Genomic DNA, 15,489 nt, shown 5'->3' with positions numbered 1-15,489 from the left:
CTTGCCTGGAATTTGCGCAGCGGCAATGCAGGCTGAGCATAAATTAAGCGAGTTCCCGCAATTGCTTGCAAAGCCGGATCAGCATCGACCGCTGAAGCACTTTGCTGAGGTTGCCGAGCGATTCACTGCAGTCTCGACGAGGATCGCTCGACGCACTTGGGCTCATCAGTTGAAACTCGAGGTTTTGAGGAATTCTGCGAGCCGCTCCGTCTTCGGCCGCACGAACATTTCCTTCGGATCTCCCTCCTCGCAGATAACCCCCTGGTTCATGAAGATGACCCGCGAGGAAACCTCGTAGGCGAAACGCATCTCATGGGTGACGAGCAGCATGGTCATGCCGTCGGCGGCAAGCCCCTTGATGACCTGCAGCACTTCGCCCACCAGTTCGGGATCGAGTGCGGAGGTCACCTCGTCGAACAGCATCAGCCTCGGCGACATTGCGATGGCGCGGGCAATGGCGACGCGCTGCTGCTGACCGCCGGAAAGCTGACCGGGATAATGGTTGGTGCGGGCGGCGAGGCCGACTCTATCGAGCCATTTTTCCGCGATGATGCGGGCGTCGGGCTTCGTCATTTTCTTAACCTTGACGAGGCCGAGCATGACGTTTTCGGCGGCACTCATATGTGGGAAGAGATTGAATTGCTGAAACGCCATGCCGGTCAGCGCGCGCTGGCGGGCGATCTCTTTTTCGCTCTTGCGCCGCCGCGTTGCGCCGTCGACGCGGTAGCCGATCTCCTCGCCATCGAGGCTGATCGTGCCGCCCTGGAATTCTTCCAGCATGTTGACGCAGCGCAGCAAGGTGGTCTTTCCGGAGCCGGACGAGCCGATGATGGAAATGACCTCGCCCTCCCCCACGGCGCAATCCACGCCTTTGAGGACTTCGTGGATGCCGTAAGTCTTGCGCAGACCCTTGATGTCGAGAATGGTTTTGGCCATCGGGGGAACTCCTCAGGACGGCAGGGCGGTCTTGCGCTCGACATATTTGCCGAAGTGCTCGATGCCATAATTGACGATGAAATAGAGGCCGCCGGCCAGGAAATAGAACTGGAGGCTCATGAAGTTTCGGGAGATGATCTCCTGCGTGCGCAGGAGAAGCTCCGCAACGCCGATGACGGAGAGCAGCGTTGAGGCCTTCACCATCTCGGCCGCGGTATTGACCCAGGCCGGCAGGCACTGGCGCATGGCCTGTGGCCACAGCACCGAGGTGAAGGTCTGGGTGAAGGTCAGGCCGATCGCCTTGGCGGCTTCGGTCTGCCCCTTCGGAATCGCCTGAAGCGCGCCGCGCACGATTTCGCCGACATGGGAGGAACAGAAGATCGCAAGGGCGAGCACGCCGGCGGAGAACGGCCCGAGATCGAGCCCGACGGCGGCGGAGACATAATAGCTTGCCAGCACCAGCACCAGCACTGGCGTGCCGCGGATGATATCGGTATAGGCGCGGACGATGAGCCGCAAAACAATGCCGCCATAGACGAGCGCCAGACCGACGAAAACGCCGAGGACGGATCCTGCGAGGATGGCCAGCAGAGAGATCGACACGGTTACGCCGACACCGTTGATGATGACGTAACGGGCGATCCAGAGTTGTTCGAGAAAGGTGTGGGACATCGGGTCTATCTCGGCAGGGCCAGACGGCGCTCGACGAAGCGCATCACGGCGGCAATGAGGAAACAGGTCACGACATAGAGGGCCGAGGTGACCATCCAGGTTTCGATGACGCGAAAGCTCTCGACATTGATCTTGCGCGCAGCAAACGTCAGTTCCGGCACGGCGATGGCAGCGGCGAGCGAGGTGTCCTTGAAGAGCGAGATGATCGTTGACGACAGCGATGGCAAGACGTTGCGCAGCATCAGCGGTGCGATGATGGAACTGCGAATCTGCATCCCCGTCAGACCGATGGCAAGGCCGGCTTCCGTCAGCCCTTTCGGGATGGACAACAGGCCGGCGCGGAACACCTCGGCCAGATAGGCGCCGGAATAGAGGGAGAGAACGAGCACGAAGCTCTTTATCTTGTCGAGGCGCAAACCCATCTGCGGCAACGCAAAAAAGGCGAAGAGCACCAGGACGAGAATTGGCAGGTTGCGGATGACAGTGACATAGACCCTCGCCGGCACGACCGCGAAGCGGTTTTTGGAGGTCAGCGCGAAGGCCACGACGAGGCCGATCACAGCCCCGATCAGGATCGAGATCACTGCAAGGCCGAGGCTGAGAGCAAGCCCGCTCAACAGAAAATCGAAATTGCGCCAGACGGCAGCAAAATTCAGCGTGTAACCCATGCGGGCCGCCCTTTCAGACTAACGCACCGTGCACGATGCGCAGATTTAAAATGTTGCAGCGTGCTTCGTGCGTGCCAAAAAGACGCGACGCTGCAGCGGAGCGGGAGAACAATCCCGCTCCGCGTGGCCATTACTTGAACTCGACCGGAAAGCCGATCTGCGGCGGTGTCAGATCCTTGCCGAACCAGGTCTTGAAGGACTTGGCGTAGAAATCGAATTCGACGCCGGTCATGGCTTCATGCAGGGCGGTGTTGACGAAATTCAGCCAGTCCTGATCGCCGCGTTTGACGGCGCAGGCATAGGTCTGCGGGTTCCAGCCGTAGCCGGCGTCTTTGTAGCGGCCGGGATTCTGCGTCATGTACCAAGCGAGCGACGACTGATCGGTGGCGACGGCATCGGCACGTCCCGACTCCAGCGCCTGGTAGATCAGGTCGACGGAATCATACTGGTCGACGGTCGCCTCCGGCAAGGCCGCATGCACCATGGCCTCAGCATAGACGTTCTGGAGAACCGAGATAGTGACGGAGGAGCCGGCGGCCTTGAGCGCGGCGTAGTCGCCATATTTTCCGTCCGCCTTGAGCATCAAGCCGACACCCTCGCGATAGTAAGGAATGGTGAAGGCGACCTGCTGGGCACGTTCGCCGGTTACGGTCATGAACTGGCAGGTAATGTCGACCTTGTCGGTGGTAATGTTCGGGATGCGGGCGTCGGAAGACTGGTTCACATACTCGATCTTCTCAGGATCGCCGAACAGTGCCTTGGCGATAATATGGCCCATGTCGACGTCGAAGCCCTGAAGCTTGTCGTCGGCGCTCTTGAAGTGCCAGGGCGCGTTGGTGCTGCCCGTGCCGAGGACGAGATGGCCGCGGGCCAGCACTTCATCGAGCTTGCTGCCGTCGGCCAGCACAGGCGTGGATAACAGGGCGGCGGCGATCAGCGACATCACGCCGGTGCGAAAGGAAATGGTCATGGCGTTCCCCTTATGATGGCTCCCATTATTCCAGTATAATGGACGTATGTCTGTTTTACTGGAATAATGTATCAAGTGCCATCGACGATGAATTGTCAATGGGTCATGCTGAAAAAACGCACAGGGGCGCACGTGGCGATTTTTTTTGGCAGTGCAGCATTTTCCTCTTGCCGCAAGGCTAATTGCCCGGCTGCGCTCCGACAGTTCGGCGGGGATGGAAACGCGCAATTGGCGATAGAATATAGACAACCCTTGAAACCTTCATCAGAGCCATGTATATGCATGTGTATATGCACAGGAGGCTGTTGTGCCGCATCGTCAAGGCCAAGGACTTGTCCCTCCGCGCGAGGCCAAACTTTTCCGAAACAACAAGAGCCAGGCCGTCCGCATCCCGGCTGACTTTGAGCTACCCGGCGATCGAGTGATGATCCACCGGGATGGCGATCGGCTCATCATCGAGCCGGTGCGCCGCAAGAATCTGCTGGATATTCTGGCTGGTTTAGACGTGCTTGGTCCTGAAGATCAGTTCCCCGATGTCGACGAGACCTTGCTTCCCGCGAAGGAAATCGACCTGTGAGCAGGCTTTATATGCTGGACACCAATATCGTGTCCGAACTTGCTCGAAACCCGAAGGGCAGCGTCGCCCGACGAATCGGCGAGGTTGGGCCGGATGCAATCTGTGTCAGTATCATCACGGCGTCCGAGTTGCGCTACGGCTGCGCCAAGAAGGGATCACCGAAACTTCTGGCACAAATCGAGGCGATACTCGGCAGCGTACCGGTGCTCGCGCTGGACGTGCCCGCCGATACCGAATACGGCGGCATCCGGGCTGAACTGGAGGCCATTGGTAAACCTATCGGTCCGAATGACATGTTGATCGCCGCCCATGCCTCTGCCCTCGGAGCTGTTCTGGTGACGGCCAATATGGGGGAATTCACGCGTGTCCGTGCTTTGCACGTCGAGAACTGGTTGAGTTGACTGCGATAGATCTGTCCATCGTCCTGACGCATCCGTTTTACGCGTGGTGATGCTCAGCCGGCCATGCTCTCCGAGATCTCGGTAGCGCAGCGGCGCAGACGGCAGCCCCTGCCCTGCCATGGGTGATGATGCAGTTCGGTCAGGTCACTCAGCCGGTCTTCAGTTGCGCCATCGCAAGCAGCGTGTCGGCGCTGATGCTCGCTGAGCCGGTCAGGATCGAAAGTGCTGTCGACGTGGTGCCCGTGCCGTTGGCGATATCATACATGGCGGTGAAGCGTTTGATCAGATCGTCGACTTTGTCGGGATCTGCCAGATCCTTGATCTCGATGAAGTTGTCGACCATCTCGGCTTGCTTGTCGACGTCCATGTTCGAGACATAGCTGGTTGAAGGTCGTAGTAAAGAACTCGAAGAGCGCGCTGTCGCCCAGAATGTCGTAGGCGCTCGATATTTCCGGCGCCTTGCGCTGGAAGTAGAGCGCGAGGCGCACGCCGGTGTTGCTGTCGCCCTGGTCGTCTTCGAGCGTCAGCCTGACATAGGAGTCGATGGTTTCCAGCACGTCGCCGCGCTGCTGCACAGTCTCTGTGGGGTCGGCGGAAATATTGCCGTCCTGGTCGAAATTAAACGCGCCGACGAGTTCGGCGAAGCGACTGTCGTCCAGCTTGTTGACGTAACTGTCTTCGTCGTCGAGATCGGAAGAAAACATCTTCTCCAATTGCTCCGACGTGACATCGTCCGGGTCGAGCCCCTTCGCCTGGAGCGCCAGGGACACCAGGCGATCATCGGCCAGAAATTCGCTCGCGGTCGTGATCGTCGCCATCTGCTTGCGGAAATAGGTGATCTCATCATCCGCCGCGTCGGTCGCCTCGGTCAGTTCGTCCCCGTCGAGGTAGCGGATCTTGTTCTGCTTATAATAGGCGGCATAGTCGTCAACGACGGATTCCGACATGGCTTGCAAGGGAACGGTGACGTCGCCATCGCTGTCGAAGTTGAAGGCTTTGAGAAAGGCGACGAACCGGTGTCGTCCCGGCTGTTGACATGGACTTTTGTGGCCTGAGACGCCACGATCGAGAGGCTGGCGTTCAGATTTCGCGCGACTGCGAGATAGCTTACATAGGTGGAAACCAACGTCTGTCCCTTTTTCATAGGCGCGCCAGCGCGCGCGAAAGCCTGCCGGCAGCCACGGTGAAAACTCGATCTTTGCTGGGATGTCGTCGCCGGTCATGGCGATGCGCGGCCATATTCATGTGGCCGAATCAATATAAAAGAACTCTACAGTTCTATAATTCATCCAAAATGGAAATTGGAAGACAAAAGCCGAAGGATCGCTTTTCGGGTTTACGAGGCCCCGACGCCGGAGGCGAAGATCGCGATGCAGCGCCGAAGATGGGCGAGCAGTTCGGCCCGCTCGGGCCAAGCCTGGGCGCGCCCTTCCGGCGGGCCCATACCTCCGAAGATCATGTCCATCAGCATCCGGGCTCCGCTCGCCGGATCGTCAAGCCTCAACTTGCCTTCCGCCCGGCGATCGCTCAACCAGTCGGCAAGGTGTTGACGGCTGGCAAGCATGCCTTCGCGCTGCAGAATATCGATAAGCTCCGGAAACTGCGACGCTTCGCGAAAGACAAGCTGCAGAAAACCGGCGCGATCCGCATCCTTCTCCTCATCCATGTCGATCATGAAGATATGTTCGAGACTCTGGGTGATCGGAAGGTCTTCCGCGGGCCTCGGCAGGTCGAGCATCAGACGCCGATGCGCGCCGACCACGGCGGCAAACAGCTCTTCCTTGCTCTGAAACAGCTTGTAGAGCGTCTGCTTCGAAACGCCTGCCTCGGTGGCGACCACGGCGGTGGTGCTCCCGGCGTAACCGTATTTTACAAAAACACGGCGGGCGATTTCGACGATATGCGTCCGCTTGTCCTCATCGCTGGAGACTTTCGGCCGGCCTCGCTTGCGCGGCTCATCTGCGGGCTCACCATCCATGGCAATCTAAACCGCTTTACCGAAACGCACGCCGACGACCCTGAAAAGCGAACTGCGATTTCTGAGGCATGATTTTTTCGGTTGTGGCATTAGCAATTTCGATTTAGAGAACTCATAAGTTCTGTAATGCGTTGCATCCCCACCCTCACGATGGAGAGCGCTTATGGCGACCATTTCCGCCGCAACATCAATTTTTTCCTATTCCTAGCAAGAGCTCGACATCCGCATCCGAGGACATCCTATCCTGTAATACGGTTTCGGCAAAAAAATCAACCACAAGCCAGCAGACCGGCAAATACTCGACCGACAGCGCCGAGAAACTCATGTCCCATCTAAGAGCGGCCTCTTCGGTCAGGCCAAAAATCCGGTCCGCGAAGCGCCGCAGCCAGTCGGACAGTCCCCCCTCGAGGCGTTCGGCTCGTTGATCAGGCCGGATCGTCTGCCGAAAGTGATCTCGGCAATCGTCACAGTCGTCAGAGTCAATTCAGCATCATGGCGAACGAGCCATGCGAACACCGCTTCATCGGACGATTTCCTCAAAGTTTCCGTAACAATGTTGGTCTCGAGAAAAATCAAAGCTCGATGCCATCGTTCATCTGCCGGCCTTCCTTGAGGACGGCTTCAAGGTCGATATCCGTCCCGCTTTGCTGCGAAAGCCTTGTGTAGAAGGATGATGCCGGCTCACGACCGTCTTCGCGTACCTCATAGAATTCGAGCGCCCGTTCGACAACGTCGGCTATCGAGCGGTTTTCACGGCGGGCAAGCCGGTGAGCAAGATCACGCGCCCTCGCGCTTCGTACGGAAAGCTGAGGTTCAGCCATGTTAATCTCTCCTTGGCAAGAGATACGGCGCTTTCCCGGTAAGCCATCAATGCGGCAGGTGATGGCTTGGCACCAAAAATAGTTTCGACAATTCATCATCCACCCAATTTTGGACGCCTGCCGCCGCCCCGGACAGGCCAGTCAACCTCTGACACCCAGAAGAATTAACCATATTTCAGCGTTCACGCGAAATAATGCAGTACGTAGATCAGGCATCTCGACGCGCAGAGGCCACAAGTTATTTGGAGACGACCTTGGCTTTTACTATTGCCCGTAGTTTGGTGGCATTTGGTGTCGCCGTTTCAGCAGGCCTTTTCATGTCGATCGGGTTGCAGCAATCGGCCCTCGAACGGCTGAAAGTCAACGGCCCGGTTTACGAGCAGGTCGTCTATGGCAAGGATCTGATCGCCGATATCCTGCCGCCGCCGCTGTTTGTCGTCGAGTCCTACATGCTCTCCTTCGAGGCGAGCAAATTTCCCGAACTCACCGCCACCAATCTCGCCAAGATCGCCAATCTCAAAGCCGCTTACGACGACCGCCGCGCTTATTGGAAAACCACCCGGCTGCCGCAGTCTTTGAAGGACGAGCTTGAAAACGATGTCCTCGCCAAGGGCGATACATTCTGGGACGTGATGAACCGTGAGATCATCCCGGCGCTGAATGCCAGGGATGAAGACAAGGCGCACGGGGCGATCGAGCAGTTGCGTGTCGCCTTTCATTCGCACCAGGACGCGGTCGAGAAACTCGTTGCAAATTCCGATGCCTTCCTGAAGGGCGAGGAGCGCAATGCCGCCTCGGAAATCGTCACCTGGACGATCTATGCCGGTGCGGCGGGCTTCGGATCCTTCGGGCTCCTGCTGGTCGGGCTGTATCTCCTGCGCCGCCGGGCCATCGTCCCGCTCGACGGCATGAAGGCCTATATGGGCAACCTCGCCGATGGCGATTTCTCCACAGACGTTCCCTATGCCGACCGTTCCGACGAAATCGGGGCCATGTCCAAGGCCGTGGCGGTCTTTCGCCGCAACGCGCTCGAGCGGCAGGATGCGCAGAAGCGCGAGACGGCGGGTCGCGATGCGGAATTTGAACGCGAACGCAGCCAGATGGCCGAAAAGGCCGCCGAGGAGCAGGTCCGCGAAACGGTGATCGCCCAGCTGACCCACGGCTTGGACCAGCTATCGCACGGCAATCTCGATTGCCGGATCGCCACACCCTTTGCCGCCGCTTACGAGACTTTGCGCGCCAAGTTCAACGACAGCATGGACGCACTTTGCGCCTCGATGGCCGAGATCGCCCAAACCTCCAAACAAGTGGATAGCGCCTCGGCCGACATTACGGGTGCAACCGAGAGCCTCGCATCGCGTACGGAGCAGCAAGCCGCGATGCTCGAAGAGGCCACAACCGCGCTCGGCGAGATGAATGCCAAGGCGAAAGACGCCTCCGATCATGCCGGCAAGGCGACCGGCATGATGGCCGAGACCCGCAAGAGCGCCGAACATTCGGCAGCCGTCGTCCGCGAAGCGATCGCCGCCATGGAAAGGATCGAAGGCTCGTCCTCGCAGATCGGCGACATCGTCAACGTCATCGATGAAATCGCCTTCCAGACCAATCTTCTGGCGCTCAATGCCGGGGTTGAAGCGGCCCGCGCAGGCGAAGCGGGCAAGGGCTTTGCCGTCGTGGCGCAGGAGGTGCGCGAACTCGCCATGCGCTCGGCCAACGCCGCCAAGGAGATCAGGGCTCTGATTTCCACATCCTCGTCTCAAGTCTCCACCGGGGTGGAGCTCGTCAACCGCACCGGCAAGGCGCTTCAGGAAATCGAAGGTCAGGTCGAGCAGGTTGCCGGGCTGATCGCCCGGATTGTTTCTGTGTCCTCCGAGCAGGCGGTCGCGATCCGAGAGATCAATGCCTCGGTCAATGCTCTCGACCAGGTGACGCAACACAACGCGACGATGGCCGTCGAGACCGCTTCGGCCTGCCGCGCGCTCGGCGCCCAAACGCAGACACTGGAGGGCGTCGTCAAGCGCTTTCAGATCGACGCGGCAGCCAGCATGTCAAGGCCGCGTCAAGCCGCCTGACGCTCCGCTCGGGCTATTCCGTTCACCTCATTCATCGACGATTGCGACGACGGCAACGCAATCGCCTGGTTTGACCAGCCCCGGGAAATGCCGGGCGCAGAGAATGCCGGCCATGCCGGCACGGATCTCGCGCGGCGCCTCCCCGGTTCGTCCGGTTGGATGGATGAGGGCGATGACGGCATCCTCACTGGCGGCTTCACCGAGATCGATGAGAGGCTCGATGAGGCCGCCCTCCTCCGCAAAGGAGAAACAGCGGCCGTCCGGCATGTCGAGCCACGTGGTCGGACCGATATCGGCGGCGCCCGCAACGATTCCGGCACGGCGCAGCACATTCATGGTGCCGCGCTTGGCAATCGCAGCACTCTTGGCCGTAGCCGTCCCGCCGCCGCCGAGTTCCGTGGTGATGAAGACCTTGCCCATCTCTTCGGCCGCCGTGTCGTACATGCCGACCGCATCGATCTCCAGCATCTTCATCGAATAGGGCGCGGCAAAGGCCGTCACGAGCTCGAAAGCCTGCGCTTCCTGTTGTTTGTTCTGAAGAATGTGGGCTGCGCAGAACGGCAGGAAATCGAGCGTCTTGCCGCCGGAATGAAAGTCGAGGACGATATCGGCCATCGGCAGCAGCACACGCTGGAAATAGTCGGCGATCTTCTCGGTCACCGTCCCATCCGGCCGGCCCGGGAAGCTGCGGTTCATATTGCCCCGGTCGATCGGCGACGTCCTGGTTCCCGCCAGGAACGCCGGATAATTCATCGCCGGCACGATGATGACCCTGCCGCTGACCTCCTGGGCCTTCAGGGTGCGGGCGAGATCGAAAAGCGCGATCGGCCCTTCATACTCGTCGCCGTGATTGCCGCCGGTCAGAAGCGCCGTCGGCCCCTTGCCGTTGCTGACGACCGTGATCGGGATCATCACCGATCCCCAGGCGGAATCGTCTCGGCTATAAGGCAGCCGGAGGAAACCGTGCTGGACGCCCTCGGCGGCGAAATCCACCGTCGCGCTGATCGGCGACGGGCGCAAGGCAATCTCGTTCATGACAGCCTCAATCCTTGACCATTAGTTTGCGCGGCACATTCGCGAAACATTCGACGCCGCTCTCGGTGATGAGAATGCTTTCGGTCGTCTCGAAACCCATATCCTCAAGCCAGAGGCCGGTCATGAAATGGAAGGTCATGCCGGGCTTCAATTCCGTCCGGTCGCCGGGGCGCAGGCTCATGGTGCGCTCGCCCCAGTCCGGCGGATAGGACAGGCCGATCGGGTAGCCCGTGCGGTTGTCCTTGACGATGCCGTATTTCTTCAAGACGCCGAAGAAGGCGTTGGCGATGTCCTCGCAGGTGTTGCCGGGCTTTGCGACCGCAAGGCCTGCTTCCATACCCTCCAGCGTTGCCTTTTCGGCATCGAGAAAGGCCTGCGTCGGTTTGCCGAGGAAGACGGTGCGCGACAGCGGCAGATGGTAACGATTGTAGCAGCCGGCGATCTCGAAGAAGGTGCCCTCACCCTTCTTCATCGGCCGGTCGTCCCAGGTCAGATGCGGGGCCGACGCCTCGACGCCCGACGGCAACAGCGGCACGATCGCCGGGTAGTCGCCGCCGATGCCGTCGACGCCGCGGGTGCCGGCATCGTAGATTTCGGCGACCAGATCGCATTTGCGCATGCCGACTTCGATCTTGTCGAAGATGCGGGCGTGCATCGCCTCGACGATGCGGGCGGCGTTGCGCATGTATTTGATTTCGGTCTCGCTCTTGACGGCGCGCTGCCAGTTGACGAGCGCGGTGGCGTCGACGAAACGGGCATTCGGCAAATGCTTCTGCAGCGCGGCAAAGGCGGCGGCCGAGAACCAGTAATTGTCCATTTCGACGCCGATCGTCAGCTTGCCGAAGCCGCGCTCGGTCAGGATGCCGGAGAGATAATCCATCGGATGGCGTTCGGTCGATTGCACGTAGTGATCGGGATAGCCGACGATATTGTCGTGCTTCAAATAGGCGGTGAACTTGGCGCCATTGGCATCCTGGCCGCGGCCGAACCAGATCGGCTCGCCGGACGGCGGCACGATCACCGCCTGGTGGACGTAGAAGGACCAGCCGTCATAGCCGGTCAACCAGGCCATGTTCGAGGGGTCGCTGACGATCAAAAGCTCGACACCCTTCGCCTCCATGGCACGGCGTGTCTTTTCCAGCCGCGCGGCATATTCGCCGAGCGAGAATTTGAGATTGGGCTGGGTCATGTCTCTTCCCTTCTTGTCCGGCGCAGTACCGGTCAGCTTTCGAATGTGGTTCCGGCCGTCGCCGCACCGGCCCGCGCAAAGGCGAGCGTGGCGATGGCAGTATCCTGGATGCCGGTTCCCGTGAGGTCCGCGATGGTGATCTGGTCTTTGCTTGTCCGCCCCTGCGTCTTGCCGGCAACGATCTGGCCGAGCTCGGCGAAATCGGCATCGCCCGCGACCAATCCGGCCTCGATCGCGTGATGCAGCTCGCCGAGGCGGCGCGTCTGCTTCAGGCTGTCAGCGACATAGAGGCCGGCGGCGGCAATCGCGGCCGGATCGATCTCGTTCTTGTGTTCCGCATCCGAGCCCATCGCCGTCAGATGCTGGCCGGCTTCGAGCCACCCGGCCTCGACGATCGGTTTTTCCGAGGGCGTGGTGGTCACGATGATATCGGCGCCGGAAACTGCACGTCTCGGGTCCGATGTCGCGGTGACGGAAAACCCGAGCTTTTCCGTCAGGTCCGCGGCGGCGGCTTCAGCCTTTGCGCTATCGCGCGCCCATATCCTCGCTTCACGGATCGGCCGCACCAGCGTCAGCGCTTCGAGCTGCAGCCCCGCCTGCATGCCGGCTCCAAAGATCGCGGCGACGGTGGAATTCTCGCGCGACAAATGTTTCGCCGCCACCGCGCCTGCCGCTGCGGTGCGCACATCGGTGAGGTAACCATTGTCCAGCAGCAGCGCCTGCACCAGCCCGGTCCGGCTCGACAGCAGCACCATCATGCCGTTGGTGCTCGGCAGGCCGAGCTTGGGATTGTCGAAGAAACCGGGACTGATCTTGATCGCGAAACCTTCGACGCCGGGGATATAGGCGGTCTTCACATCGACCTCGCCGCGATGCTCGGGAATATCGAGCCGCAGGATCGGCGGCATGGCGACCGCCTTGGTCGCCAGCGCTGCGAAAGCCTGCTCGATGCAGGAGACGGCGTCACGATCGAGCCCGACGACCTTTCGCAATTCCGCTTCGGTCAGAATGATCATCCGGTTCATCGCCCACCCTCCGCAAACAGCATCTCGCCATTGATCACGCGCCGGTGCTGCTCCATGTCGACATTCCGTCCGGACAGGATCGCAACGACGGGGCCATCGGCCCTGACCTTTCCGGCAAGAAGGGCTGCGATGCCAACGGCTGCCGCTCCCTCGACGATCTCGCGTTCGGCGGCATAGGCATGGCGCATGCCGGCCGCGATTTCCGCCTCCGAAAGCAAGATGACGTCGTCGAGCAGATCGCGGCACATGGCAAAGGTCACGCGATTATCGAGGCCGATGCCGCCGCCGAGCGAGTCGGCAAGGCTCGGCAATTCCTCGACCTGCACCGGCTCTCCGGCATCGAGGCTCGCTTTCATCGCCGCACCCCGCTCCATCGTCAGGCCGATCACCTTGGTCTTCGGATTGACGCCCTTGATCGCGGCAGCGACGCCCGCCGCAAGGCCGCCGCCCGAAAGCGGCACCAGCACTGTCGACACCTCCTGCAATGCCTCGATGATTTCGAGCCCGAGCGTGCCCTGCCCCGCCACGACGGCGGGATGGTCGAAGGGCGGGACCATCACCAGCCCCTCCTCGCGCACCAGCCGGTCAACCTCCTGCTGCGCCTCGTCCTGCGAGCGCCCGATAATGCGGACATCGGCGCCGAGGCGGCGGATCTCCGAAACCTTATTCTCAGGCACCAGCCGCGACATGCAGATCGCCGCGACCGAACCTTCCGCCTTTGCCGCATAGGCAAGCGCCCGGCCGTGATTTCCAGTCGAGGCCGCGACGACGCCGCGCGCCCGTTCCGCCTGCGACAATGACAGCACCGCATTGGTCGCCCCGCGCAGCTTGAAGCTGCCGGTCGACTGCTGGTGTTCGAGCTTGAGATGGACGGGCACGCCGGCGATTTCACCGAGCGAAACCGACTGCGCCATTGCAGTCACGCGCACCCGGCCAGTTATCCGGCGCGCCGCAGCGCGGATATCTTCCAGCGAAACCGGCAATCTGCTCGTCATCATCTCAGCCCTCCGGATAGGGTATGGTCATCAACCGCCCGAGTTCGGGCCGCGGCCGATCATTGCCGCAGAGCCTCAGGCAAGCCCAGGCGGTGGCGAGATTACTTGTAACCACTGGCCTGCCGATCTCGGCTTCGATCCCGGCCGCGACCTGTGCCGCGCGCACCGCCGTGCAGGAGATGAACAGTGCATCGGATTGCGGCGCCATCGCCTGGCGCGAGAAGGCAGTAATTTCGTCGGGTGCAATCCGCGCCATCTCGCGGTCGTCAGAGAGACCCAGACAGGTGAAGCGGTCGATCGTAAAGCCGAGACCGGCAAAATAATCGGCCATCGGCCGGCTGGTCTCGATCGTATAGGGCGTCAGTACCGAAATCCGTCTGGCGCCGAGCGCCTGCAGCCCCTTCACCGCCGCCGCCGTCGGCGTCACTACCGGAGCGCCGGGTTTGGCAGCATGGAGCGCCGCTTCGATGTTGCGGTCGCCGATGACGACCGAGGCCGAGGTGCAGGAATACATGACCGCATCCAGCGCCTCGTCCGGGAGGATCAAGGCTGCACCCGCCGTCAGCGACGGCTGCATCTTCAAAAGGTTTTCGGGGGTAACGGGATTGGCGTAGTGGATGCGGCTGACATAGACGCCGATATCGTCGCTGGCGACCATACGCTGAAAATCGACCTCGGTCGTATGGTCGGTGGCGAGGATCACCAGACCAACGCGTTTTTTGAGCGGCCGGTCCTCCAGTCGCGGCGCCCGGCCGGCGGGGATGATCTCGATCTTTGCGGTCATGGTCAGTCATCCATCCTGGCGTAACGTTCCTCGAGCCAGCGCAAGCCCACGACCGAGATCAGACTGATAACGAGAAAGAAGACCCCGACCAGCGTCATCGGCTCGATATAGCGATAGTTGCTGTTGGCGATGCTTTTGGCCTGGTTCATCAGTTCGAGCACGGTGATCGCCGAAAGCAGCGGCGTCTCCTTGAACATGGCGATGAAATAATTGGCGAGCGCCGGGATCATCGGCGGGATCGCCTGCGGCAGGATCACGTGGATCCAGGCTTGGCGCGTCGTCAGATTGGTGGCCTTGGCCGCCTCCCATTGTCCGCGCGGCACATTCTCGATACCGGCACGATAGACCTCGGCGGTATAGGTCGCATAGTGAATGCCCATGCCGATGACGCCTGCCACCAGCGGCGCCAGCCGGATGCCGATATCCGGCAGCACGTAAAAGATGAAGTAGAGCTGCACCAAAAGCGGCGTACCGCGGATGAACTCGGAGACGAAAGCGACGGTCCTGGAAACGGCGGCGACCGGCGACCGCCGCGCAATGGCGAGGCCAAGGCCGACGACCATGGCGACGGCAGCGCCGAGGATGGTCGCGAGAATGGTGATCTTGAACCCTTCGAGAAGGGTCGGCATGATCTGCCAGACGAAGTCCCAATCCCATTCCATATGATCAGGTCCTTATGCCGTCGACGCCGCGTGCCATGCGCCGCTCCAGTCGGCGCATGGCCGCGGAAATCGCCAAGGCCATGAGAAAATAGAGGATGAGGATTGTCGCGAAGGGCACCAGCGTATTGCCGGTCTGCGCCCGCACGACCTGCGCTTGAAAGGTCATATCCGTCAGTGAGATCAGCGACACGACGGCCGTGCCCTTCAGGAGTTCGATCGCATTGTTGCAGAAGGTCGGCAGCATCAGCGGCAGCGCCTGCGGCAGGATGATGTGGCGCATGCGCTGATAGCGCGACAGGTTGAGCGCGATGCAGGCTTCCGACTGTTCCCGACCGACCGACTTGACGGCGCCGCGCACCACCTCCGCGCCATAGGCGCCGACATTCAGACCGAGCGCCAGCACGCCCGCCTGCAGCGGCGTCAGCGTCAATCCCGCGAAGGGCAACACGAAATACACCCAGAAGAGCTGCACGAAGATCGAAGTGCCACGGAAGAACTCGATATAGGTGGTCGCCAGAGCCCGGATGGCGAAGAAGCGCGACAGGCGGCCGAGACCAGCGACGAACGCCATGACCAGCGCCAGCGCCGAGCCCATGACCGTCAGTTCGAGCGTCACCAGGGCGCCCTCAAGGATCAGTGTCAGATAGCCGGACCATACCGACATCGGCAACTCGCTTCTCTGGAGATCGTTCGGCGACAAACCG

The 15,489-nt window shown here is 60.9% G+C and carries 18 protein-coding genes and 2 pseudogenes; 4 read left to right on the top strand and 16 right to left on the bottom strand.

Going from position 1 to position 15,489, the window contains the following annotated elements; all coding sequences use genetic code 11:
- Nucleotides 1-165: 165 nt before the first annotated feature.
- From RLEG4DRAFT_RS06325 to RLEG4DRAFT_RS06310, 4 genes are all read right to left on the bottom strand, one after another.
- Nucleotides 166-936: an amino acid ABC transporter ATP-binding protein gene (locus tag RLEG4DRAFT_RS06325; RefSeq protein ID WP_003576172.1), complete on the bottom strand. Its 771-nt coding sequence runs from the start codon at nucleotides 934-936 to the stop codon at nucleotides 166-168.
- A 12-nt stretch (nucleotides 937-948) separates the two neighbouring features.
- Complete coding sequence (locus tag RLEG4DRAFT_RS06320) at nucleotides 949-1,608, bottom strand: amino acid ABC transporter permease (protein ID WP_003576170.1); 660 nt, start codon at nucleotides 1,606-1,608, stop codon at nucleotides 949-951.
- 5 nt (nucleotides 1,609-1,613) lie between these two features.
- A complete protein-coding gene (locus RLEG4DRAFT_RS06315; RefSeq protein ID WP_003576168.1) occupies nucleotides 1,614-2,276 on the bottom strand; it encodes an amino acid ABC transporter permease in 663 nt (220 codons plus the stop codon).
- Nucleotides 2,277-2,406: 130 nt separating this feature from the next.
- Entirely contained in the window at nucleotides 2,407-3,246 is an 840-nt protein-coding gene (locus RLEG4DRAFT_RS06310; protein ID WP_003576167.1) for a transporter substrate-binding domain-containing protein, read from the bottom strand.
- 307 nt (nucleotides 3,247-3,553) lie between these two features.
- On the opposite strand from RLEG4DRAFT_RS06310, the gene RLEG4DRAFT_RS06305 reads away from it, so the two are divergent.
- Nucleotides 3,554-3,823, top strand: a complete 270-nt coding sequence (locus RLEG4DRAFT_RS06305; RefSeq protein ID WP_003576165.1) for an AbrB/MazE/SpoVT family DNA-binding domain-containing protein — start codon at nucleotides 3,554-3,556, stop codon at nucleotides 3,821-3,823.
- Nucleotides 3,820-4,224 carry a type II toxin-antitoxin system VapC family toxin gene (locus RLEG4DRAFT_RS06300; protein ID WP_037093303.1) on the top strand — a complete coding sequence of 135 codons (405 nt, stop codon included), beginning with the start codon at nucleotides 3,820-3,822 and terminating at the stop codon, nucleotides 4,222-4,224. Before RLEG4DRAFT_RS06305 ends, RLEG4DRAFT_RS06300 begins: the two co-directional genes overlap by 4 nt.
- Before the next feature lie 148 nt (nucleotides 4,225-4,372).
- Here RLEG4DRAFT_RS06300 and RLEG4DRAFT_RS59880 read toward each other — a convergent pair whose 3' ends face one another.
- The 3 genes from RLEG4DRAFT_RS59880 to RLEG4DRAFT_RS06290 all read right to left on the bottom strand — a co-directional run bounded on the left by RLEG4DRAFT_RS59880 (nucleotide 4,373) and on the right by RLEG4DRAFT_RS06290 (nucleotide 6,202).
- A complete protein-coding gene (locus tag RLEG4DRAFT_RS59880; protein ID WP_432416788.1) occupies nucleotides 4,373-4,567 on the bottom strand; it encodes a hypothetical protein in 195 nt (64 codons plus the stop codon).
- Nucleotides 4,482-5,447, bottom strand: coding sequence for a DUF1217 domain-containing protein (locus tag RLEG4DRAFT_RS06295; RefSeq protein ID WP_432416787.1), 966 nt, complete (start codon nucleotides 5,445-5,447; stop codon nucleotides 4,482-4,484). The genes RLEG4DRAFT_RS59880 and RLEG4DRAFT_RS06295 overlap by 86 nt, the downstream gene beginning before the upstream one ends.
- 113 nt (nucleotides 5,448-5,560) lie before the next feature.
- A complete protein-coding gene (locus RLEG4DRAFT_RS06290; RefSeq protein WP_003576162.1) occupies nucleotides 5,561-6,202 on the bottom strand; it encodes a TetR/AcrR family transcriptional regulator in 642 nt (213 codons plus the stop codon).
- 163 nt (nucleotides 6,203-6,365) lie between these two features.
- Here RLEG4DRAFT_RS06290 and RLEG4DRAFT_RS54125 point away from each other — a divergent pair.
- Nucleotides 6,366-6,537 (top strand): annotated as a pseudogene (locus RLEG4DRAFT_RS54125) (EF-hand domain-containing protein); the annotation flags it as partial.
- Here RLEG4DRAFT_RS54125 and RLEG4DRAFT_RS42400 read toward each other — a convergent pair.
- Both RLEG4DRAFT_RS42400 and RLEG4DRAFT_RS06280 read right to left on the bottom strand, forming a co-directional pair.
- Nucleotides 6,531-6,778, bottom strand: a pseudogene (locus RLEG4DRAFT_RS42400) (type II toxin-antitoxin system VapC family toxin); the annotation flags it as partial. The pseudogenes RLEG4DRAFT_RS54125 and RLEG4DRAFT_RS42400 sit on opposite strands and share 7 nt — an antisense overlap.
- Nucleotides 6,775-7,023: a hypothetical protein gene (locus tag RLEG4DRAFT_RS06280; protein ID WP_003576160.1), complete on the bottom strand. Its 249-nt coding sequence runs from the start codon at nucleotides 7,021-7,023 to the stop codon at nucleotides 6,775-6,777. The pseudogene RLEG4DRAFT_RS42400 and the gene RLEG4DRAFT_RS06280, both read right to left, overlap by 4 nt.
- 254 nt (nucleotides 7,024-7,277) lie before the next feature.
- Here RLEG4DRAFT_RS06280 and RLEG4DRAFT_RS06275 point away from each other — a divergent pair, with 254 nt between their 5' ends.
- Nucleotides 7,278-9,095, top strand: a complete 1,818-nt coding sequence (locus RLEG4DRAFT_RS06275; RefSeq protein ID WP_037093301.1) for a methyl-accepting chemotaxis protein — start codon at nucleotides 7,278-7,280, stop codon at nucleotides 9,093-9,095.
- Between the two features lie 27 nt (nucleotides 9,096-9,122).
- Here RLEG4DRAFT_RS06275 and doeB read toward each other — a convergent pair whose 3' ends face one another.
- Genes doeB through ehuC form a run of 7 tightly spaced genes read right to left on the bottom strand, consistent with a single transcriptional unit; the run spans nucleotide 9,123 to nucleotide 15,449 of the window.
- Entirely contained in the window at nucleotides 9,123-10,130 is a 1,008-nt protein-coding gene (gene doeB, locus RLEG4DRAFT_RS06270; RefSeq protein ID WP_003576157.1) for a N(2)-acetyl-L-2,4-diaminobutanoate deacetylase DoeB, read from the bottom strand.
- Between the two features lie 7 nt (nucleotides 10,131-10,137).
- The gene (doeA, locus tag RLEG4DRAFT_RS06265) at nucleotides 10,138-11,319 is read right to left on the bottom strand and encodes an ectoine hydrolase DoeA (protein WP_003576156.1); all 1,182 of its coding nucleotides are present in this window, start codon (nucleotides 11,317-11,319) and stop codon (nucleotides 10,138-10,140) included.
- Nucleotides 11,320-11,351: 32 nt separating this feature from the next.
- Nucleotides 11,352-12,344 carry an ectoine utilization protein EutC gene (eutC, locus tag RLEG4DRAFT_RS06260; RefSeq protein ID WP_003576154.1) on the bottom strand — a complete coding sequence of 331 codons (993 nt, stop codon included), beginning with the start codon at nucleotides 12,342-12,344 and terminating at the stop codon, nucleotides 11,352-11,354.
- The gene (eutB, locus tag RLEG4DRAFT_RS06255; protein ID WP_037093447.1) at nucleotides 12,341-13,339 is read right to left on the bottom strand and encodes a hydroxyectoine utilization dehydratase EutB; all 999 of its coding nucleotides are present in this window, start codon (nucleotides 13,337-13,339) and stop codon (nucleotides 12,341-12,343) included. The genes eutC and eutB overlap by 4 nt, the downstream gene beginning before the upstream one ends.
- 4 nt (nucleotides 13,340-13,343) lie before the next feature.
- Nucleotides 13,344-14,123: an ectoine utilization protein EutA gene (gene eutA, locus RLEG4DRAFT_RS06250; protein ID WP_003576150.1), complete on the bottom strand. Its 780-nt coding sequence runs from the start codon at nucleotides 14,121-14,123 to the stop codon at nucleotides 13,344-13,346.
- A gap of 2 nt (nucleotides 14,124-14,125) precedes the next feature.
- Nucleotides 14,126-14,785 (bottom strand): ectoine/hydroxyectoine ABC transporter permease subunit EhuD, encoded by a 660-nt coding sequence (gene ehuD / locus RLEG4DRAFT_RS06245; protein WP_003576149.1) that lies wholly within the window; start codon nucleotides 14,783-14,785, stop codon nucleotides 14,126-14,128.
- A gap of 4 nt (nucleotides 14,786-14,789) precedes the next feature.
- Nucleotides 14,790-15,449, bottom strand: coding sequence for an ectoine/hydroxyectoine ABC transporter permease subunit EhuC (ehuC, locus tag RLEG4DRAFT_RS06240; RefSeq protein ID WP_003576148.1), 660 nt, complete (start codon nucleotides 15,447-15,449; stop codon nucleotides 14,790-14,792).
- Nucleotides 15,450-15,489: the final 40 nt, after the last annotated feature.

Source organism: Rhizobium leguminosarum bv. trifolii WSM2297 (assembly GCF_000271845.1).
Note: the sequence above shows the minus strand (reverse complement) of the source record. Positions and strands in the feature narration are given on the sequence as shown.

Coding starts and splice junctions, on each gene's coding strand:
- RLEG4DRAFT_RS06295 (WP_432416787.1), bottom strand. CDS start 5,447: ATGACCGGCGACGACATCCCAGCAAAGATCGAGTTTTCACCGTGGCTG.
- doeA (WP_003576156.1), bottom strand. CDS start 11,319: ATGACCCAGCCCAATCTCAAATTCTCGCTCGGCGAATATGCCGCGCGG.
- RLEG4DRAFT_RS06320 (WP_003576170.1), bottom strand. CDS start 1,608: ATGTCCCACACCTTTCTCGAACAACTCTGGATCGCCCGTTACGTCATC.
- RLEG4DRAFT_RS06280 (WP_003576160.1), bottom strand. CDS start 7,023: ATGGCTGAACCTCAGCTTTCCGTACGAAGCGCGAGGGCGCGTGATCTT.
- ehuC (WP_003576148.1), bottom strand. CDS start 15,449: ATGTCGGTATGGTCCGGCTATCTGACACTGATCCTTGAGGGCGCCCTG.
- eutC (WP_003576154.1), bottom strand. CDS start 12,344: ATGAACCGGATGATCATTCTGACCGAAGCGGAATTGCGAAAGGTCGTC.
- RLEG4DRAFT_RS59880 (WP_432416788.1), bottom strand. CDS start 4,567: ATGGTCGACAACTTCATCGAGATCAAGGATCTGGCAGATCCCGACAAA.
- eutB (WP_037093447.1), bottom strand. CDS start 13,339: ATGACGAGCAGATTGCCGGTTTCGCTGGAAGATATCCGCGCTGCGGCG.
- ehuD (WP_003576149.1), bottom strand. CDS start 14,785: ATGGAATGGGATTGGGACTTCGTCTGGCAGATCATGCCGACCCTTCTC.
- doeB (WP_003576157.1), bottom strand. CDS start 10,130: ATGAACGAGATTGCCTTGCGCCCGTCGCCGATCAGCGCGACGGTGGAT.
- RLEG4DRAFT_RS06315 (WP_003576168.1), bottom strand. CDS start 2,276: ATGGGTTACACGCTGAATTTTGCTGCCGTCTGGCGCAATTTCGATTTT.
- RLEG4DRAFT_RS06290 (WP_003576162.1), bottom strand. CDS start 6,202: ATGGATGGTGAGCCCGCAGATGAGCCGCGCAAGCGAGGCCGGCCGAAA.
- RLEG4DRAFT_RS06310 (WP_003576167.1), bottom strand. CDS start 3,246: ATGACCATTTCCTTTCGCACCGGCGTGATGTCGCTGATCGCCGCCGCC.
- eutA (WP_003576150.1), bottom strand. CDS start 14,123: ATGACCGCAAAGATCGAGATCATCCCCGCCGGCCGGGCGCCGCGACTG.
- RLEG4DRAFT_RS06325 (WP_003576172.1), bottom strand. CDS start 936: ATGGCCAAAACCATTCTCGACATCAAGGGTCTGCGCAAGACTTACGGC.